Origin of the sequence: Streptomyces sp. SID8352 (assembly GCF_009862265.1) — a bacterium.
Taxonomy (GTDB): domain Bacteria; phylum Actinomycetota; class Actinomycetes; order Streptomycetales; family Streptomycetaceae; genus Streptomyces.
In genome coordinates this window covers 1-19,848 of the sequence record NZ_WWGX01000007.1, presented here as the reverse complement: position 1 = coordinate 19,848, position 19,848 = coordinate 1, and the positions used below count along the sequence as shown (strand labels likewise).

14 protein-coding genes and 2 pseudogenes are annotated in these 19,848 nt (G+C 75.7%); 14 read left to right on the top strand and 2 right to left on the bottom strand.

Annotated elements, in window-relative coordinates; translation table 11 throughout:
- Nucleotides 1–40 precede the first annotated feature (40 nt).
- The 6 genes and pseudogenes from GTY84_RS02885 to GTY84_RS02870 all read left to right on the top strand — a co-directional run bounded on the left by GTY84_RS02885 (nt 41) and on the right by GTY84_RS02870 (nt 5,906).
- Complete coding sequence (locus tag GTY84_RS02885) at nt 41–688, top strand: thermostable hemolysin (protein WP_265295124.1); 648 nt, start codon at nt 41–43, stop codon at nt 686–688.
- Nucleotides 678–1,436 (top strand): annotated as a pseudogene (locus GTY84_RS34470) (AMP-binding protein); the annotation flags it as partial. The gene GTY84_RS02885 and the pseudogene GTY84_RS34470, both read left to right, overlap by 11 nt.
- A gap of 169 nt (nt 1,437–1,605) precedes the next feature.
- On the top strand, nt 1,606–2,421 hold the full coding sequence (locus tag GTY84_RS34465; RefSeq protein ID WP_272919149.1) for an AMP-binding protein: 816 nt from the start codon (nt 1,606–1,608) through the stop codon (nt 2,419–2,421).
- The gene (locus GTY84_RS33345; RefSeq protein ID WP_237532000.1) at nt 2,418–3,344 is read left to right on the top strand and encodes a TauD/TfdA family dioxygenase; all 927 of its coding nucleotides are present in this window, start codon (nt 2,418–2,420) and stop codon (nt 3,342–3,344) included. The genes GTY84_RS34465 and GTY84_RS33345 overlap by 4 nt, the downstream gene beginning before the upstream one ends.
- Before the next feature lie 532 nt (nt 3,345–3,876).
- The gene (locus GTY84_RS02875; RefSeq protein ID WP_161224490.1) at nt 3,877–5,355 is read left to right on the top strand and encodes an MFS transporter; all 1,479 of its coding nucleotides are present in this window, start codon (nt 3,877–3,879) and stop codon (nt 5,353–5,355) included.
- Nucleotides 5,355–5,906 carry a cupin domain-containing protein gene (locus tag GTY84_RS02870; protein ID WP_161224489.1) on the top strand — a complete coding sequence of 184 codons (552 nt, stop codon included), beginning with the start codon at nt 5,355–5,357 and terminating at the stop codon, nt 5,904–5,906. The genes GTY84_RS02875 and GTY84_RS02870 overlap by 1 nt, the downstream gene beginning before the upstream one ends.
- Nucleotides 5,907–6,168: 262 nt before the next feature.
- On the opposite strand, the gene GTY84_RS02865 is transcribed toward GTY84_RS02870, so the two are convergent.
- Nucleotides 6,169–6,819, bottom strand: a complete 651-nt coding sequence (locus GTY84_RS02865; protein WP_161224488.1) for a TetR/AcrR family transcriptional regulator — start codon at nt 6,817–6,819, stop codon at nt 6,169–6,171.
- Nucleotides 6,820–7,082: 263 nt separating this feature from the next.
- On the opposite strand from GTY84_RS02865, the gene GTY84_RS02860 reads away from it, so the two are divergent.
- On the top strand, nt 7,083–8,237 hold the full coding sequence (locus GTY84_RS02860) for a transposase (RefSeq protein WP_345943325.1): 1,155 nt from the start codon (nt 7,083–7,085) through the stop codon (nt 8,235–8,237).
- 335 nt (nt 8,238–8,572) lie between these two features.
- Here GTY84_RS02860 and GTY84_RS02855 read toward each other — a convergent pair.
- Nucleotides 8,573–9,184, bottom strand: a pseudogene (locus GTY84_RS02855) (ScbR family autoregulator-binding transcription factor); the annotation flags it as partial.
- A gap of 283 nt (nt 9,185–9,467) precedes the next feature.
- On the opposite strand from GTY84_RS02855, the gene GTY84_RS02850 reads away from it, so the two are divergent.
- The 7 genes from GTY84_RS02850 to GTY84_RS02820 all read left to right on the top strand — a co-directional run bounded on the left by GTY84_RS02850 (nt 9,468) and on the right by GTY84_RS02820 (nt 19,268).
- Nucleotides 9,468–10,445, top strand: coding sequence for a ScbA/BarX family gamma-butyrolactone biosynthesis protein (locus tag GTY84_RS02850; RefSeq protein WP_161224486.1), 978 nt, complete (start codon nt 9,468–9,470; stop codon nt 10,443–10,445).
- On the top strand, nt 10,442–11,455 hold the full coding sequence (locus GTY84_RS02845; RefSeq protein WP_345943324.1) for an NAD-dependent epimerase/dehydratase family protein: 1,014 nt from the start codon (nt 10,442–10,444) through the stop codon (nt 11,453–11,455). The genes GTY84_RS02850 and GTY84_RS02845 overlap by 4 nt, the downstream gene beginning before the upstream one ends.
- A gap of 552 nt (nt 11,456–12,007) precedes the next feature.
- Nucleotides 12,008–12,985, top strand: a complete 978-nt coding sequence (locus GTY84_RS02840) for a zinc-binding dehydrogenase (protein ID WP_161224485.1) — start codon at nt 12,008–12,010, stop codon at nt 12,983–12,985.
- A 527-nt stretch (nt 12,986–13,512) separates the two neighbouring features.
- Nucleotides 13,513–14,121, top strand: coding sequence for an SRPBCC family protein (locus tag GTY84_RS02835; RefSeq protein WP_161224484.1), 609 nt, complete (start codon nt 13,513–13,515; stop codon nt 14,119–14,121).
- Nucleotides 14,122–14,215: 94 nt separating this feature from the next.
- Nucleotides 14,216–15,844: an AMP-binding protein gene (locus GTY84_RS02830; protein WP_161224483.1), complete on the top strand. Its 1,629-nt coding sequence runs from the start codon at nt 14,216–14,218 to the stop codon at nt 15,842–15,844.
- Nucleotides 15,841–17,823 (top strand): FAD/NAD(P)-binding protein, encoded by a 1,983-nt coding sequence (locus GTY84_RS02825; RefSeq protein ID WP_161224482.1) that lies wholly within the window; start codon nt 15,841–15,843, stop codon nt 17,821–17,823. The genes GTY84_RS02830 and GTY84_RS02825 overlap by 4 nt, the downstream gene beginning before the upstream one ends.
- Nucleotides 17,820–19,268 carry a lyase family protein gene (locus tag GTY84_RS02820; protein ID WP_161224481.1) on the top strand — a complete coding sequence of 483 codons (1,449 nt, stop codon included), beginning with the start codon at nt 17,820–17,822 and terminating at the stop codon, nt 19,266–19,268. Before GTY84_RS02825 ends, GTY84_RS02820 begins: the two co-directional genes overlap by 4 nt.
- The last annotated feature ends 580 nt before the right edge of the window (nt 19,269–19,848 follow it).

The following is a 19,848-nucleotide window of genomic DNA, read 5'->3' as shown; positions in this document are numbered from 1 at the left end:
GGCACGCAAGAATCCCGGAACGGACGAAGGGGCGCCATACGTGCGGATATCACTTGCCGAGCGGGGGACGCCGGGCTGGAGGGAATCCGCGGCCATGGTCAGCATGGTCTTCGCGGAATCCTTCGGCGCCGAAGTGTCGCCCGACCCGGACCTGTTCATCCGGTACATCGAACACGACGCGACGGGTCGCGAGGAGATCCAGGCATGTGCCGGGATCTCCTACCCGGAGAACGGCGAGGTATTTCTGGAGCAGTATCTCGACGCGCCCGTCGAGGAAATCCTGTCGGCGCATGCGGGTGAATTCGTGGACCGCCGCGACATTCTCCAGGTCAGCAGCATCGCCTCCGTCAGGCCCAGCGCCGGAATGGAATTGATCCAGGCTTTCCCCCTGGTGTTCGCCTGCCTGGGCCGCCCCTACGCGGCCATGACCATGACGGGCCGGCTCGCCGCCGTCATGCAGCGGGTGGGCGTGGTCCTCCACCCCGTCTGCCAGGCCGACGGCTCCCGGCTCCCGGCGGCCGAACTGGCCCGCTGGGGCAGGTACTACGCCACCCGGCCCGTCGTCGGCTACGGGCACATCTCCGAGCAGACGGACCTGCTGCTGCGCGGCGTCGGACGGTACGTCCTCGACGCGCTCGACATCCGTCTCGTCCCCTCCCAGCGAGAGGAGCTGGCCCATGCGGCCTGACACCCCGGGCACCCCGGACCCCGGCACCCCGGACCCCGATGGTCCGGCCGCCGCGGCCGGGCACGTCATCGCCCCGCCCGCCACCGGCACCCGCGTCGACCTGATCGGCGGTCTGCTCGCGCGGGCCGCCAGCGACGCGGTGATGGTCAGGGTGCTCTCGCCCACCGGCGGCCCCGCCACCGAGTGGAGCTACCGCGACCTCATCGGCGCCGCCGGTGCGCTGGCCGGCTCCCTCACGGGCCGCGCCGCCGCGCCGGGCCGCCCGGTGCGGGTCGGCCTGGTCGCCGCCAACTCCCCGGAATGGGTCACCGCCGACCTCGCCACCCTGTTCGCCCGCGCCGTCCAGGTCCCGGTGCCCACCGCGTTCAGCGCGGCGCAGGCCGCCTCCCTGCTGGAGGGCGCCGACGTCTGCCTGGTCGACGCCCAGGGCGCGGCCCGGCTGGAGGACTGGGCCCGGGAGTCCGGCGCCCCGGTGCTGCCCGGGGGGTGCGAGGTCGTCCGGGTGGACGCCGCCGCCCTGGCCGGGCGGGCCGGCGGGGCCCTCCCGCCCGCGCCCGGCCCGGACGCCGGGGACGCCGTCGTCAAGGTCATCCACACCTCCGGGACGACCTCCGCCCCCAAGGGCGTGCGCATCCGGCTGCACGGCATCGAGTCGCTGATCACCTCGCTGATCGGGCACGTCGACCGGACGGCCTTTGCCCGCTACCTCTCCGTCGTCCCGCTGAGCCTGCTCATCGAGCAGGTCGCCGGCCTCTACATGCCCTTCCTGGCCGGGGGCAGCGTCACCTTCCTGCCGCCGGGCGCCGCCCTGGTCGGCACCGCCGCCGACGCCGCCGGGCCCCGGCTGCGTCGGCACCGCCGCCGACGCCGCCGGGCCCCGGCTGCGGGCGCTGCTGCGGCAGGCCGGGCCCACCGCCATGGTGGTGCCGCCGACCATCGCCGGGCTGCTGCTCGCCCTGTGCGAGGAGCGGCCGGAGGAGACCGTGGCCGAGCGCCACCGGCGGATCTTCGGCCACGACGGCCCCGTCTTCATCGCCTGCGGCGGGGCGCCCGTGCCGGTCGAGGTGCTGCGCCGCCTGGACGGATACGGCATCACCCTCTACGAGGGGTACGGGCTGAGCGAGAACAGCTCCGTGGTCTCCTGGAACTTCCCCGGCCAGACCCGCTTCGGCACCGCCGGGCGGCCCCTCGCCCACGTCCACGCCGAACTGGCCGAGGACGGCGAGCTGCTGATCCGCAGCGACTCCCTGTTCGCCGGGTACACCCGAGAGGACCCCTCCAGCGTCGTCGTCGACGAGCGGGGCCTGCTGCACACCGGCGACCTGGCCGTCATCGACGAGGACGGCTACATCCGGATCACCGGGCGCAAGAAGAACGTCGTGATCACCGCCGGGGGCCGCAACCTCTCGCCCGAGTGGATCGAGGCGCAGTACCGCGAACTCGGCTTCGTCCGGGAGGCCGCCATCGTGGCCGACGGGCTGGACGCGGTGCACGGGCTGTTCGTCGTCGACGCCGACGTGGACCACGAGGAGGCCCGCGCCCGGATCGAGGCGTTCGGCCGGGAGCGGCTCTCCGGCATCGAACGCGCCTCCGTCGTCCGGCTGATGGCCGCCGACGACCCCGACTACACCGTCTGCTTCACCGTCACCGGCCGTCCGCGCCGGGACGTCGTCCGCGCCCGGCTGACCGGCGCCGACGGGACCGCCCGAGCACTCGAAGGAGCCCTCGCATGAGCACCGCCACCCTCTCCGCGCCCCGCACGGTGACCGCCGTCCCGTACGGCACCGGCAGCGGTCTCCTGCTGACCCCGGCCGAGCCGGGCGCGGGCCTCGACGGCGTCGACACGGCGGAGCTGCTCGGGCTGCTGGGCACCGCCGGGTTCCTGCTGCTGCGCGGCTTCGGCGCCGGGATGGACTCCTTCACGGCCCTGGTGCAGCGCGCCTCCACCTCCACCACCCTCGACCCGGCGCGCGACTTCTACTCCGAGGTCGCCCAGAAGGTCGACGCGGGCTACGACGAGGTCGGGCTGCACACCGAGAACGGCAACAGCCCCTTCCGATCCCACCTGGCCTGGTTCTTCTGCGAGAAGGCCGCCGCGTCCGGCTCGCAGACCACCGTCTGCGACGGCCACCGGGTGTGGGACGCGCTGTCGGAGCCGGCCCGCGCGGCCTTCGCCGCGCAGGACATCGTCTACAGCCGCTACGTCGCCGAGCCGCAGTGGCGCGCCATGGCCCACCACCTGCTGGACCGGCCCGCCGAGGAGATCGAGGTCGGGGAACTGGTGCGGCTCGCCGCGGCGATGCCGGGCACCGAGGTGGAGCCGCAGGAGGACGGCGGTGTGCGCTACGCCTTCCGCACCCCCGCCGCGGACGCCACCCTGTTCGGCACCCGCCCGGCGTTCGCCAACAGCATCCTGGGCCCGTCGAACAACTACGAGACGCCCCGGATCACCTTCGCGGACGGCACCGAGTTCGGCGCCGCGCTGCTCGACGAGGTCCGCGAGGTCTCCGGCGCCCTGACGGAGAACCTGGAGTGGGCCGACGGGGACGTCGCCCTGATCGACAACACCCGGGTGATGCACGGCCGACGGGCGATCACCGACCCGGACCGCACCATCTACAACGCGCTCAGCTACATCGAGTGGCCGGAGCGCTGACGGCCCGGCCGTCACCCGGGGCCGTCCTTCCGGGTGACGGCGGCCGGGTCCGGGCTCCCCTCTCCCGGGCCCCGGCCCGCCCCGGCGTCCCGGACGCCCCCGTGCCCGAGTCCGGGCCCGCGCGCGGGCCACGGCGCGGTGCGCGGCGGTGCGGGGCCCCGGGGCCAGGCGGGCCCGTCTTCTCGGCGGAGCCGTCCGCCTTCCGTCCGCGCGCCGGGTCCTGGCCGGACACCGGGTTCGGCCGTGTACCGGGTTCCGCCGTGCGCCAGCCGCCCTGCCGGACACCGCGTCCGCGCCGGACGTCCGTCCCGGCCCAGGCCCGTCCGTCCCGGCCCAGGCCCGTCCGTCCCGGCCCAGGCCCGTCCGTCCCCGCTCCGTCCCCGCTCCGTTCCCCGCCCGTGCCCCCCCCGTTCCGTCCCGGCGTGTCCCGGCCCCGCCCCCGGCGTCCCGGCCCGCCCCGGGCCGCTCCGGCGCGTGGGCCATCCGTTCCCGTGTCCGCTCCCGTTCCGTACCCGCCCCGGAGGGCGCTCAGATGACCATCGGCCTGGAGTCCGCCGCGCCCCCGGCGGCGCCCCCGCATCCGCACCGGCGGCGGCTGCTCGTCCTCGTGGCGCTGGCGCAGTTCATGGTGCTGCTCGACACCACCGCCGTGAACCTCGCGCTGCCGCGGATCAGGACCGACCTGGGCATGGGGGTGGGCGGCAGCCAGTGGGTGCTCACCGGGTACGTGCTCTGCTTCGGCGGGCTGATGCTGCCCGGCGGGCGGCTCGCGGACCGCTGGGGCCGCCGGGCCACCTTCCTGACGGGGGCGCTGGTCTTCGCCGCCGCCTCGCTGGCCTGCGGGTTCGCCCCCGGTACCGGCTGGCTGGTGGCCGCCCGCGCGGTGCAGGGCTGCGGGGCGGCGCTGCTGTCGCCGGCCGCCATGTCCATCGTGACGACGAGCTTCCCGGCGGGCCGCGAGCGCACCGCGGCGCTCGGCGTCTGGGCGGCGCTCGCCGGGCTCGGCGGCACCGCCGGGGTCGTCCTGGGCGGCCTGATCACCGACCGGCTCGACTGGCGCTGGGTGTTCCACGTCAACCTGCCGGTCTGCGCGGTCGCGGCGGCGGGCGTGTGGCTGCTGCTGGCGGACCGGCCCCCGGCACCCGCCCGGGGCGGCGGCCGCGCGGACCTGCCGGGCGCGCTCACCGCCACCCTGGGCGTCGCCCTGCTGGTGTACGCCGTCGTCGGCGTCGGGACGGCGGGCGCGGCCTCGGCCCGGGCGGCGGTGCCGGGAGCCGCGGCGGTCCTGCTGCTGGTGTCGTTCGTGCTGGTGGAGCGGCGGGCCGCCGATCCGCTGGTCCCGCTCGGGCTGTTCGCGAAGCGGTCGCTGTCCGCGGCCGGGGTGGGCCGGGTGCTGACGAGCGGTGTCCAGGCGGCGGCCCTGTTCCTGCTCAGCTACTACGTCCAGGGCAGCCTCGGCTACAGCGCGCTGCGGGCGGGGTTCGCCTTCCTGCCGCTGGGGCTCGCCGCGGTCGCCGTGACGCCGCCGGTCACCCGGCTGCTGCGCACGGCGGGACCCCGCGCGGTCTACCTGACCGGGGCGGTGCTCACCCTCGGTGCCCTGCTGTGGCTGACCGGGCTGCCCCGGGACGGCGCCTACGCCACCGATCTGCTGCCGGCGCTGCTGGCGCTCGGCGCGGCCCTCCAGTGCTGCACCCTGCCGGTCAACGTGCACGGCGTCTCGGAGGTGCCCGAGCGGCAGCAGGGCATCGCCTCGGGGCTGCTGACCGCCTGCTTCCAGGTCGGCGCCTCGCTGGGGCTGGCCGTCGTCGCCACCGGCGCGGCCGGGCGCACCGGGGACCGCGTCGCCGACGGCGTGCCGTGGGCGGACGCCTGGCTGGACGGGCTGCGCCTGGGCTTCTGGATCGCTGCGGTCCTCGCCGCGCTGAACGTCCTCAACGCGGCGATCGGATTCCGCTCCCCGGGGCGCGACACCGCGCCCGACACCCACTCCCACGGAAGGACCGACTGATGGCACGCGCGGGGGACACCCTGAAGCTCGGGGAGGACCGGCTGACCTTCCTCACCACCGCCCGGGACACCGGCGGCGCCCATGTGGAGGTGGAGGTCGAGTACGCCCCGGCGGTGACGCGGCCGCCGGTGCACTACCACCCGCGCCAGCGGGAGCACATGCGGCTGGTGGACGGGGAGTTGCGGGTCGACCTGGACGGACGGCCGCGCGCCTACGGGCCCGGTGAGGAGTTCCACGTCCCGTCCGGCGTGCCGCACACCCTGTGGAACCCGGGGCCGGGCCGGACCACGGTGGTGTGGCGGACGGCGCCCGCCCTGGACACCGAGAAGGTCTTCGAGACGCTGTGGGGGCTGGCCGACGAGGGCCGCATCGCCACCGGCAAGCCCCTGCTGCACACGGCGCTGCTGGCGCTGCGGTTCCGCAACGAGTACCGCCTCGTCACCGGCCGCCCCTTCGCCCTCGACATGGCGATGTGCGGTCTGCTCGCGCCGTTGGGCCTGGCCTGCGGCTACCGGCCCACCTACCGTCCGCCGCACCTGACGGCCCGGTAGTCCGCCGCGGGGCGGGCCCCGGTCCGGGCGGGCGCGGCGCGGGCCTCCGGCGGGGCGGCGGGCGCGGCCCCCGGGCGGGGCCGCGCGCGGTCACGGTCCCGGCGGGGCCATGGTCACGGGCGGGGCGTGGTCACGGTGATGGGCACGGGTGCTGTCACGGGCACGGGCACGGGCGTCGGCGCGGGCGCCCCTCCCCGCACTGCTCCGGGCGGGTTCCTCCGGTCGTCCGACCGGCGGGGCCCGCCTTCCGGCGTGTCCGGGGTCAGGTGGCGGCCAGGGTGGGCCGGACGAGGTCGAGCATGCGGGTCAGCCACTGGGGGCCGCCGCGCAGCCCGCCGAGCGGCCCGTACTCGCCCGGGGGGCCGCTGGGCAGCCGGGACATGGCGGCGGCGCTGACGACCAGGGACATCAGCAGCGCGGTGGCGGCGCCGACCTCCGCGTCCTCGGTCAGGGTGCCGTCGACCCGGGCCCGGTGCAGGGCCTGGAACAGGGCGCCGAGCCAGTTGACGTGGCAGTGCAGCGAGGGGTCGCCCGGGGTGTCGATCTCCTGGGCGAGCCGGGCCCCGGCGCGCACGACGACATCGGTGTCCATCAGCCGGACGAGGTCGTGCGTCATGGCGATGGCGAGGTCGAGCCCCGGGCCCTCCTGCCGCGCCAGCTCCGCGAGCCGGGCCCCGGAGACCGCGCAGGCCTCGGCCTGCACGGCGCGGGCGAGGTCGGCCTTGGCCGCGAAGTGGAAGGACAGCGCGCCCTTGCTCACCTCCGCGAGGTCGCTGATGGCGGTGAGGGCCGCGCGTTCGTACCCCACCGCGTCGAACACCGTCGAGGACGCGCGGATGAGGCGTGCCCGGGTCCGCTCGGACCGCTCCTGCCTCACCACGGTGGTCCCACCGCTCCGTCGGGCATCGTCCACCGGCTCCTCATTCCCCATCGGTCATCCCGAACGACGGTAGAAACCTACCCCCCGGTTTGTCAAAGGGGGGTCACTCAAGGGGATGGGGGCCGCAGAAGCGGAAGATCATCTTCATTAAATCCTCACAACCTGCGGTTTTGCCTCCCGCGTCAACGACCGAGCGAAGTCGGCCATTTCAGGATTGACAAACCGCGCGCCCGGTTTTTACAGTCTGGCTTGTTCTTGAGCGTTGGCTGCAGAACACACCTCTAGGGGGACCCACCGTGACCACTGCTGTCCTGAGACCGGAAGCGCCTGCGGTGTCCGAGCTGGCGGACCTGTTGTTCGCCTCGCTGCGCAGGCGGGATCAGCGCGAGAGGGGGGAGCAGTATCTGCGCGGACTGCTGGCGGCGGAGGGGCGCAAATCCATCCGCAACATCGCCAGCGTGATCGGCGGATCGGCCACCGAGCAGAGCCTGCACCACTTCGTCTCCTGCTCGCCGTGGGAGTGGGCGCCGATGCGGCGGGCACTGGCGGCGTACGTGCACCGGGCCGTGGAGCCGCAGGCCTGGGTCGTGCAGTCGATGCAGATCCCGAAGGTCGGCGAGCACTCGGTCGGCGTGGACCGGCACTTCGTGCCGCACCTCGGCCAGACGGTCAACGGCCAGCAGGTGTTCGGCGTCTGGCTGGCCTCCCCGCGGCTGAGCGCGCCGGTCAACTGGCGGATGTTCCTGCCGGGCTCCTGGCTGGAGGACACCGACCGGCGGCGCCGGGCGGAGATCCCCGAGGGCCTGCCCGAGGAGACCATGGCGGCCTGCGCGGCGTCGGTGGTGATGGAGGCCGCGGCCTGGGGGCTGCCGCCCCGGGCGGTCCTGCTGGACGCCCGTGACCCCGAGCTGCGCGGCGCCCTCGACACGTTCACGGCGCTGGGCATCCCGTTCCTGGCCCGGATCGACGGCGGCGACCGGCTGGCGGTGGCGGACCCGTCGCTGCCCGGCTACGGGGCCGGGGCGCTGTCGGCGCAGCAGATCATGCGCTCCGTCAGCGGGCTGCGGCGGCCGGTGGAGTGGCTGGACCCGAGTGCCCCCACCCCGGCGGTGCGGACCTCGCTGGTGGCCGGCATCCGGGTGGAGCCGGTGCGCGCCCCGTACCGGGCGCGGCCCGCCGAGGCCGGCCGGGACGCCACGATGCTGATCGGGGAGTGGCGCGATCCGCAGCGCCCCCCGGCCGAGCTGTGGCTGACCGGCATGGCCTCCTCGGCCCCCGCCGGGCTGCTGCGGCTGAGCAAGCTGACCCGGCGGGTGGCGCGGGACCACCGGGAGTTCGGCGAGCCGAGCGGGCTCGGGGAGTTCGCGGGCCGCTCCTTCCAGGGCTGGCACCGCCACGTCACGCTGGCCTCCGCCGCGCACACCGCGGCCCTGCTGGGAGCGCAGCGGTGACCGCGGCGCCGGTGCCCGCGGTGCTGATCCCCCGGGGCCTGGCCCTCCTCCTCCCGCCGGAGGCGGGGGCGGGCCCGTGCCCGGCGGTGGACACGGGACGCGGCGGCGCGGCCGGTGCGGACACCGGGCTCGCGGACAGCGCGTGTGCGGACGGCGCGTGCGCGGACGCCGGAGGCACGGCCCCGGGCCCCGCGGACTCCGTACGGACCGGGTGCGGGGGCCGCGCGGAGACGGCGGCGGTGCCGGCCGCGGGCCGCCGGACGGCACCGGCCGGGGCGTCAGGCCGCGCCGCTGCCGGCTTCGAGGGCGTCCTGGGCATCGTCCTGGGACGGGCCCGCGAGCGCCGCAGGGTCGGAGACGCCCTCCGGGCGCAGCCGGGCGATGGCGCTCGGCTGGGCCACCGAGGGCAGGATGTGCCGCCACATCACGGTGACCCGCTCGTGCAGGTCGGCCCGGCCGCAGATGGCCTCCGCGATGAGCTGGACACCGGTGAAGCTGGCGACGAAGAACTCTGCGGTCTCCCGGGTGTCGAGCTGGGGGAGGACCTCGCCCGCCTGCTGCCCCTCGACGAGCAGCCGGGTGGTGAGGTCGAACCACGCGCCCCAGGGGTGGGAGCCCTGGACGAAGACGCCCTCTATCGAGAGCCGGGTGCCCGCGCGGGCGATCGGGTCGTTGCGCAGGGCGTGGGCGAACCGGTGCGTCATGTCGATCAGTGACTGGAGCGGCGAGCTGTTCGCCACGCCGACCACCGCGGTCTGCTCGTCCATGATCGCCTGTGCGAGCGACTCCTTGGACGGGAAGTGGAAGTACATCGCGCCCTTGGTGACGCCCGCCCGGCGCAGGATCTCGGACGTGGCCGAGCGCTCATAACCATGGTCGGCGAAGACGCTCGCCGCGGCTTCCACAATCGTGCGGCGGGTCTGCACCGCGCGCGCCTGCTTGGCCATCTCTCGCTCCGAGTCTTCAGAGTCGTACCGGGGCGGACGATCTTTGTCCGCCGTTCAACCAGTCTTTCCTCCACTCTACCCGACCCGACGGTCTGTTTATGGGGTCCCACCAGAGCGTATGCGGCTGGAATGCGACCCTCCGGGCTGCCCAGGGGCCCGATAATGTGATGCAGATCACGTCCGTCGAGAGAAAGTTCGACGCAGAAAGAAACCGCTCAGGCTGTTTTTTTGGCAGACTGCACCCCGAGGGCCACACGGGCTGCTCGTGAAGGGGGATTCACTCGTGACCGTGCTCATCGCCGCTCCGATCATGTCCGCGCACGCCCGGCCGGACACCGCGCAGAACCGGAATGAGGGAGTCCGCGTCCCGCGCGAGCTCGTCCACCGGGCCGATGCGTCAGATGTCCTGATCACGCACTTCCAGCAGCTCTCCGGACCGGGCGCCGGGGCTGACGGAACGTTTCGCACGTCCGTCCAGTGGCCCCGTGCCCACGCCCTGTTCTCCCCGGTCGCGGACGGCCGGGAGAATCCGATGCTGATCGCCGAAACGATCCGCCAGGCGGGCACGGCCGTGGCGCACCTCGCCTACGACGCCCCCACGGACCTGCACTTCCTGATGTGGGACCTGCGTTACGCGGTACCGGCCGAGGTGCTGCGGAGCGGCCGGTCCCTGGCCCCCACCAGCGCGGTCGTGCGTGCCCTCGACGTCCGCCGGCGCGGACGCCGCCTGGCCTCCTTCCACATCCAGGCCGACCTGTACCGCGACGACGTCCTCGTCGGCCACGGCGGTGCCTCCGCCACCCTGGTCACCGACGCCGCCTACCGCAGGCTGCGCCCGGCCCGGCCCGCGGCGGCCCGCGTGCCGCTGCCCGACCCGGTGCCGCCCGTCCTGGTCGGCCGCACCGGCGCCCGGGACGTGCTGCTCGCCGCCTCCGGCACCCCCGGCAGCTGGCTGCTCCGCGCCGACCTCGGCCATCCCGTGATCTTCGACGGCCAGAGCGACCACATGCCCGGCCGGGGCCTGCTGGAGGCGATGCGCCAGGCCGCCCAGCTCGCCACCGGGTACGACCACGTCGTCGTCCCGTCGGTGGACGCGGAGTTCTGCCGCTACGTCGAACTGGACCGCCCCTGCCTCGTCACCGCCGAGGTGCGCGCCCCGCTCCCGGACGGCTCCCTGCCGACCTGGGTGACCCTGACCCAGGACGACGAGGTCGCCGCCGTCGGCGTCCTGCTGGTGCGCCCGTCCGGCGCCGCCTCGTGACCGGCCGGGTCCTGGTCACCGGCGGCACCGGCTTCATCGGCTCCGCCGTGCTGCGCGCCCTGGCCGCCGAGGGGCGGTGCGGCCGGGGCGAGGTCCGGGCCCTGGTCCGGCGCGCGCCGGCCGCCGCCGGGACGGGCGGCGCGGCGCCGGGCGGCCCGGTTCCGGCGGGCGGGGCGGTGCCCGGCACCGAGTACGCCGAGGCCGACCTCACCGACCCCCGTTCCCTGCGGGGCGTCTGCGACGGCGTCGGCACGGTGCTGCACTGCGCCTCCTTCATCGGCTCCGACGAGGAGCGCTGCCGGGCGGTCAACGCCGACGGCACCCGCGCCCTGCTCGCGGAGGCCGCCCGGGCCGGCGCCCGCACGGTGCTGGTCAGCACCACCGCCGTCTACGGGGACGGACCGCACCGGGGGCTCACCGAGGACGAGCGGGAGCCCGCCCCGGTGTCGCCCACCAGCCGCAGCCGCCGGGAGGCGGAGCGGGAGGTGCTGGCCGGGGGCGGCACGGTGCTGCGCCCGCCGCTGATGCTCGGGCCCGGCGACGTGTGGCTGGTCCCCGCGCTCGCCCGGCTGTTCTGCCGGACACCCCTGCTGCCGGACGGCGGCAGGGCCCGGCTGTCGCTGGTCGCCGTGGACGACCTGGCCCGGCTGCTGGCCGTCCTCGCCCGCACCCCCGGCGCCCTGCCGCCCGGCACCGTTCACCACGCCGCCCACCCCGACACGGTCACCCTGCGCGGCCTGGCGGGGCTGCTCGCCGCCGTGCTCGGGGTGCCGGAGCCGGGCGCGGGGGTGTCGTGCGACGCCTATCTCGCGCTGCTGCGGGGCACCCCGGAGGGGGAGCGGATCGGCTCCCGCCGGATCCGCCTGATCGCCGAGGACCACTGGTACCGGTCCCCGGTCTGGGCCCGCACCGGCTGCCCGGCCGGGCCCGGCCACGCCGTCCGGCTGCGGGAGGCGGCGCCGTGGTACCGCTCGCACCTGGCGGGCGACGCGGTCACCGCCCCCGCCTGACGCCCTGCCCGCCGCCGGCCACGTCGGGACACCCGCCTCGCGACGCCCGCCCGCCGTGATGCCCGCCCGTCGCGACACCGCCCGTCGTGACGCCCGCTCCTGGCGCGCCGACCGTAGCCGTCCCGTCCGCCGTCCGGAGCCGTCTGCCGCCCGAAGCCGTTCGGGGCCGGAAGCCGTCCGGGGCCCGGAGCCGTCCTGGCCCGGCATCCGCGGTCCCGTGCCGGTGTGCCGTTGCCGTCCGGCACGGGTCCGGCGGTTCGCCGGGGGTACCCGCCGGTCCAACGCCCGCCGTACGGGGTGGACGCCGGAGGGTGCGCCGATCCGTACGGTGGCCGCCGGAGCCGGAGCCGGAGCCGGAGCCGGAGCCGGAGCCGGAGCCGGAGCCGGAGCCGGTCCGCCGTTCGCTGTCGGCTGTCCGCCGTTCACCGTCCGCCCCGGCGCCCCCGTCCGTTCCGTATCCGTCCGTTCCGTATCCGTCCGCCCCGTCCGATCCCGCCGTATCCGACCGATCCGACCGCCCGCAACGACACCGAACCGGGAAGAGCCCCACCCATGCACGCTGCGTACATCGAACAGTTCGGCCCGCCCGAGGCGATCCGCTACGGGGAGCTTCCCGATCCGGAGCCGGGGCCCACCGACGTCCTGGTGGCCGTCGACGCGGTCGCCGTCAACAACGTCGACACCTTCGTCCGGTCCGGCGCCTGGCGCACCCCCGTGCCGCTGCCCTTCGTGGTCGGCCGGGATCTGGTCGGCACGGTGCTCTCGGCGGGTCCGGGCGCCCACCGCTTCCGGCCCGGCGACCGGGTCTGGTGCAACAGCCTGGGGCACGACGGCCGCCAGGGCGCCGCCGCAGAGCGCGCGGTGGTCCCCGCCGAGCGGCTCTACCCGCTGGCGCCGGGCGCCGACCCGCTGGAGGTGGTGGCGGTGGCGCACGGCGCGGCCACCGCGCACCTGGGGCTGTTCCCGCACGGGCGGCTGCGCGCGGGCGAGACCGTCGTCGTGATCGGTGCCGCCGGGAACGTGGGCGGCGCGGCGGTGGTGCTGGCCGCACGGGCCGGGGCGCGGGTGGTCGCGGTCGCCGCGGGGCGGGACGCCGGGTACTGCCGGACGCTGGGCGCCGCCGAGGCCGTCGACCGGGACGGCGGGGACCTGGCGGAGGCCCTCCGTGCCGCCGCCCCCGACGGGGTGGGGCTGTGGCTGGACGCGGCGGGCGTCAACGACCTCGGCCTCGCGGTGGACCTGATGGCCCGGCGCGGCCGGGCGGTGCTGCTCGCCGGGATGCGCACCCGGCCCGAACTGCCCGTCGGGCCGCTGTACCTGAAGGACTGCTCGGTGCACGGCTTCGCCATCTCGCACGCCGGTACGGCGGAACTGGCCGGGGCCGCCGCCGCGATCAACCGGCTGACCGCCGAGAAGGCGCTGAGCGTCCGCGCCGTCGAGACGCTGCCCCTGCGGGAGGCCGCGGCGGCGCACCGGCGGCTGGAGGACGGAGGGGTGCGGGGCAAGCTCGTCCTGCGCACGGACACCTGACCCGGACGGGACGCCCGGGACGGGTCCGGAAACCGGGAGGGGCCCGGAAACCGGGAGGGGCCCGGAAACCGGGAGGGGCCCGGAACCCGGGACGGGCGCGGAACCCGGGACGGCTCCCGCCGGGTGGGGCGGCGAGTGCCGCCCACCCGGCGGGAGCGGGTCCCGCCCGCCACCGGACACCGGCCGGGTTCCCGGGCGGGTGCGGGTCCGTCCGCCATCGGATACCCGCCGGGTTCCGGGCGGACCCCGCCCCGCCCCGCCCCGAGTCGCCCGTTCACCCGCTCCGGCGACGCGGGAGCCGGGGGAGCGCTCATTTCCGGCGGGGTCGCGTTTGGGTGAGCTGACATATTCGGTGAATCCGGCGGGTGCCGCGTCCGGACCCGTCGCGTCCGCCTTCCCGGAACATGACGTTCCCGCTCCCGGGACCTGACATATTCGGGGCCGGACCCGGCCCTTCCCGGCCGGAACTTGACGCACCCGCAGAAGCGTCGTTGACCGCCCTCCGACGGGTCACCAGGATTCCCGGCATGGCGATCGAAACCACTGTCACCACCGCACCGGAGGACGCGTCGGAAGACACGTCGAATTCCGGGTCCGTCATCGACTCCCCCTCCCTCTTCGGCTCCCGCGCGGAAATCCAGGTGGCGGCCTCCCCGGAATCCGTCTATTCCGTCGTCAGCGATCTCGCCCGCAGCGGCGAATGGAGCCCGGAATGCCGGGGCGGCGAGTGGGTCGGCGGGCCGCCCTCGGCCGTCGGCACCGTCTTCCGGGGCCGCAACGAGCGCGCCGACGACGTGGTCGGCTGGGCCCCCGTGGTCCGCGGCACCTGGTACACCGAGGCCGAGGTCGTCGCCGCCGAGCCGGGCCGCACCTTCCGCTGGGCGATGCGCACCGCCGACGGCCGCCGCCAGGAGAGCGTCTGGGGATTCGACGTCGCGCCGGGCGGCGCGGAGGGCACCGCCACCCTCGTCCACCACTTCCGCATGGGCCGGGCCACCGAGGGAATCCGCTCGATCACCGCGGAACTCGACGAGCCCGCCCGCCGCCGTTTCGTCGCGGAATGGGGCGCGAAGGTCGAGGCGGATCTCGCCGCCACGGTGCGGCGCGTCAAGAGGGTCATCGAACAGCAGGGCTGATTCACCCCCGCCGGTCCTCGAATTACCGGATGCGGATCGCTCGCTCCTTCGGAAACCGGCGGAACGGTGTCTTCGGCCCCGGGAGGGAAGACAGATGTTTCTGCAGCGCATAGCGAACAACGGAATCCGGCTGGGCACGCTCCTCGACCGGGCGGCGGCCGGATTCCCGGCGAACTTCGTGGTGTCCGACCACGACCTGGACATCGCCCCCGGTCTGGGCCGGCGCGCCACCATCACCGAACTCGCGGGACTCGTCGACGACTTCGCCTCCCGTCTCTGGGCGGTGCGGGTCCGGCCCGGCGACCGGGTGGTCATCCACAAGTCCGACGGCTTCGACATCACCCTGCTCGCCCTGGCCGTGGCGCGCATCGGCGCCACGGCCGTCCTGCTGTCGCCGAAGCTCGACGGGGACACCGTCGCCGAGCTGGTGCGGCGCGTGAACAGGCCGTACCTGATCACCGACCAGGACAAGCTCGAACACCGGCTGCCCGCGGAGATCACCGACCTCACCGAGCGCGTCCTGCTCGCCACCGGCGACCACCCGGCGGCCACCCGTCTCGCGGACCTCGCCGGGTCCCCGAGGACCCTGCCGGTGGAGATGTCCCCGGACCACCCGGTGCTCATCACCCACACCTCCGGCACCACCGGCATCCCCAAGCTGGCCGTCCACACCAACCGCACCTTCCAGGCGCGCTACCGTCCGCAGGCGGGCGTCGTCGCCCTCGTCGGCCGACGCGAGCCCATCGCGATGCACATGTCGTTCGTGCACTCCCGGCTGTTCACGGCCATGCCCATCTCGCTGCTCCAGGGCCACCCGCTGATCGTGCTGCGCGACGACGAACCGGCCGCCGTGGCCGAGCTGTTCACCCGAACCCGCCCCGGCATCATCGAGACCCACCCCAACACCCTGCTGCGCTGGGAGGTGCTGGCCGACGACCCGCGCGGCCCGCTCGCCCACGTCAAGTACTTCTCCAGCACCTTCGACGCCATCCACCCGCGGACCGTCGCCACCATGCTCGGCGCCTCCCGCCGCCGCAACCCGCGCTACGCCCAGATCTACGGCCAGAGCGAGGTCGGCCCCATCGCGGCCCGCACCTACACCGCCGCCCGCCCCTTCGACGGACGGTGCGTCGGGATGCCGTTCCCCGGCATGACCGGCGTCCGGGTGGTCAGCCGCGACGGCAAGCCGGTCAGCAAGACCAACCCCGGCTTCATCGAGGTCCGGTCCGACGGCCGCATCCTCACCTACCTGGGGGAGCGGCAGCGCTGGGAGCACCAGGTCAACGACGGCTGGTGGCGGATGGGCGACCTCGGCTACCGCACCCGCTGGGGCTGTCTGCACCTGATGGACCGCGAGGTCGACAGCATCCCCGGCATCGACAGCACCCTGGAGATCGAGGACAAGCTGCTCACCCGCCTCCCCGAGCTGGTCGAACTGATCATCGTGCCCGACCCGGACGGCGTCCCCGTGCCGGTGGTGTGCACCCGCGACGACCGGCCGCTGGAGCCGGCCCGGTGGCGGGCGGCGCTGAAGGGGCTGCCCGTGCTGGGCGACCCGGTGCAGTGGCGGCGGGAGGACCTGCCGCAGACGGCGACCACCAAGATCAAGCGGCTGGAGCTGGCCCGGCTGCTCATCGCGGGCGCCCCCGTCCGCGAACCGGCGGCGACAGCCGCACCGGCCCACGAGTCCGTGCGCGCGCACGGAGAGGAGACGGCGGCATGACGGTCACCCGCAGCGAGATCTGCGTCGTCGGGGCGGGCCCCCGCGGCCTGTCCGTACTGGAACGCCTGCTCGCCAACGAGCGCCACGCCCGCTCGCACGACGAGGTCGTCGTGCACGTCGTCGACCCGGCCGCGCCCGGCGCCGGGACGGTCTGGCGCACCGAGCAGTCCCGGCACCTGCTGATGAACACGGTGGCCTCCCAGATCACCGTCTACACCGACGAGTCGGTCACCATCGACGGCCCCGTCGAGTGCGGGCCGTCGCTGTTCGAGTGGGCCACCAGCCTTTCCGTCCTCGGCCAGTTCGGGGACTACGACACCGACACCCTCGACGAGGCCGCCCGGCTCGGCCCCGACGACTACCCCACCCGCGCCTTCTACGGCCGCTACCTGCGCGACTGCTTCCAGCAGGTGGTCACCGGCGCCCCCGACCACGTCACCGTGCTGGTGCACCGCAGCCGCGCCGTCGCCATGGCCGACACCCAGGGCGTGCCCGGCGGCCCGCAGGGCGTGCGCCTGGAGGACGGCACCCGGCTGAACAGCCTCAACGCCATCGTCCTCGCCCAGGGCCACGTGCCGGCCCGGCTCACCGCGCGCGAGGCCCGCACCGCCAGCCTCGCCCGCATCCACTTCCTCAGCTACATCACCCCGGCCAACCCCGCCGACCTCGACCTCAGCGGCGTCGAGCCCGGACAGGGCGTGCTGCTGCGCGGGCTCGGGCTGAACTTCTTCGACCACATGGCCCTGTTCACCGCCGGCCGCGGCGGCACCTTCACCCGCCGCGAGGACGGCACCCTCGCCTACCGCCCCTCCGGTCGCGAGCCCCGGCTCTACGCCTTCTCGCGGCGCGGGGTGCCCTACCACTCGCGCGGCGAGAACGAGAAGGGCGCCACCGGCCGCTACGAACCCCGCCTGCTCACACCGGAGTTCGTCGCCACGCTGCGCGCCCGCGCCGGGCGGGGGCCGCGCCTGGACTTCGGCGAGGACCTCTGGCCGCTGATCCGCAAGGAGGCCGAGAGCGTCTACTACGGCACCCTGCTGCGCTCGCGCGGCCGGGGCGCCGAGGAGGAGGGCTTCGTCGAGGCGTACCTCGCGCTGCCCGAGGACGAGGAGGCGGAGCTGCTCGACACGTACGGCTTCGCCCCCGGCGACCGCTGGGACTGGCAGCGCCTCTCCCGTCCTTACGGCGACCGCGAGTTCACCGGGCGGGACGACTTCCACGACTGGCTCCTCGGCCATCTGCGCGAGGACGTGCGCCAGGCCCGCGAGGGCAACGTCAGCGGCCCGCTGAAGGCCGCCCTGGACGTGCTGCGGGACCTGCGCAACGAGATCCGGCTCGCCGTCGACCACAGCGGGCTGGAGGGCGCCTCGCACCGCGACGACCTGGAGGGCTGGTACACCCCGCTCAACGCCTTCCTGTCCATCGGGCCGCCGGTCTGCCGCATCGAGGAGATGATCGCGCTGATCGAGGCCGGGGTGCTCACCGTCACCGGGCCCGGCACCCGGGTGCGGATCGACACCGGGTCCCCGTCCTCCTTCGTCGCCGACTCCGAGGTGGTGCCCGGGCCGCCGGTGCGGGCCCACGTCCTGATCGAGGCCCGGCTGCCCGAGCCCGACCTGCGGCGCACCGACGACCCGCTGCTCCAGCACCTGCTCATCACCGAGCAGGCCGCGCCGTACCGGATCCCCGGCTCCGGCGGCGGCGGGTACGAGACCGGGGGCCTCGCCGTCACCGAACGCCCCTACCGGCTGCTGGACGCCCGGGGCCGCGCGCATCCCCGCCGGTTCGCCTACGGCGTCCCCACCGAGTCCGTGCACTGGGTCACCGCCGCCGGCATCCGCCCCGGCGTCGACTCCGTCACCCTCGGCGACTCCGACGCCATCGCCCGCGCCGCGCTGGCCCTGCCGCCGCTGGCGCAGCCGCCGTCCGGCATCCACCCGGTGGCGACGGACACCGATCTGACCGGGGTGATCGTATGACCGCCCTCGCCGCGGACCCGGCCACGGACGCCGGGACCGGACTCGCGGACACCGGGCTGCTGTCCCCGGTGCGCGCCGGGACGCCGGTGGAGGCGGCCGTCGGCGACCACGCCTGGCTGCGGGCCATGCTGGACGCCGAGGCTGCCCTCGCCCGCGCCCAGGCCCGGCTCGGCACCCTGCCCCGGCGCGCCGCCGAGGTGATCGGGGAGGTCGCCCGCGCCGGGCGGCTGGACCCCCGGGAGCTGGCGCTGGCCGCGCGGGAGACCGCCAACCCGGTCGTCGGACTCGTCCGGGCCTTCGGCCGGGCCGTCGCGGAGGTCGACCCGATGGCCGCCGAGTACGTCCACCGGGGCTCCACCAGCCAGGACATCTTCGACACCGGCGCCATGCTGGTCGCGGCCCGCGCCCGGCGGCTGATCACCGCCGATCTGCGGCGGGCCGCCGCGGCCTGCGCCGAACTGGCCCGCGCCCACCGCGACACCGCCATGGCGGGCCGCACCCTCGCCCTGCACGCCGTGCCGACCACCTTCGGGTTAAAGGCGGCCGGCTGGCGCGGACTGCTGCTCGACGCCGAGCAGCGGCTGAACGCCGTCCGGCTGCCGGTGTCGCTCGGCGGCGCCGCCGGGACGCTCGCCGGATACCTGGAGTACGCGGCGGTCGACGGCACCGGCGAGGTCGACCCCGGCGTCTACCTGGACCGGCTGGTCGACGCCTACGCCGCCGAGACCGGGCTGGACCGGTCCGTGCTGCCCTGGCACGCGCTGCGCACCCCCGTCGCCGACCTCGCGGCGGCGCTGGCCTTCGCCGCCGGGGCGTTCGGCAAGGTCGCCGCGGACGTGCAGGTGCTGGTGCGCACGGAGGTCGGCGAGGTCGCGGAGCCGGGCGGCGCGGGGCGCGGCGGCTCCTCCGCCATGCCGCACAAGCGGAACCCGGTGCTGGCCACGCTGCTGCGCAGCGCCGCGCTCCAGGTGCCGGTGATGGCGGCCGGGCTGACCCAGTGCCTCACCACGGAGGACGAGCGGTCGGCCGGCGTCTGGCACGCCGAGTGGCTGCTGCTGCGCGAGTGCCTCCGGCTGGTCGGGGGCGCCGCGCACACCGCTGTCGAGCTGACCGAGGGGCTCCAGGTCCGGGCCGACCGGATGCGCGAGAACCTCGGTCTGACCGGCAGCGCCATCGCCTCCGAGCGGATCGCCGCGGTGCTCGCGCCGCGGCTGGGCAAGTCCTCGGCCAAGCAGCTCCTGACCGAGGTCACCGCCGAGGCGGCCCGCACCGGGCGGCCCCTGGCCGAGGTGCTCGCCGAGGTGCCCGGCATCGGCATCACCCCCGCCGACCTGGCCGACCTGTGCGACCCGGGCGCGTACACCGGGGCGGCGGCGGCTCTGGTCGACCGGGCGCTGCGGGACCGCCCGTCGGCCCCGCGCCGCACCGGCGGCCCGCGCGGATGACCTCCGGCGGCGGGAGCGGACCCCCGCGCCCGCCGCCGCCCGTCGGCGCCCCGCCCCAACGGGCGCGCCCCCAACGGCGGCGTTCCGGCCCCTCACCAGGAGCCCGGGGCGCCGCCGTGGCGTTCCCGGAGGGGCGGGAACGGGGCCCGGCGGCCCCCCTGGGCTCCTCTTCGGGGCCTGAGCCGGCCTCTGGCGGAGCCCGGGTGGGCCCTGGCGGAGCCTGGGCAGATTCCGGCCGGGTCCCTGCGGTCCCTGCGGTGCCTGACGGAGCCTGCGGAGCCTGCGGTGCCTGCGGTGCCTGCGGTGCCTGCGGTGCCTGCGGTGCCTGCGGTGCCTGCGGTCCCTGGCGGTCCCTGCGGTCCCTGGCGGTCCCTGCGGTCCCTGGCGGTCCCTGCGGTCCCTGGCGGTCCCTGCGGTCCCTGGCGGTGCCTGGGCTGGCTGGGCGGGCCTCGTCGTGCCCTGGCGGAGCCCGACGGACCTCGGCGGGGCGCCCCGCCGCCGGGAGTGCCGGGAACGCGCGTCCCCCCCGGTCCCGGAAGTGGGGCCGGGGCTTCACCGCGTGCGACGGCGGGTCGGACCG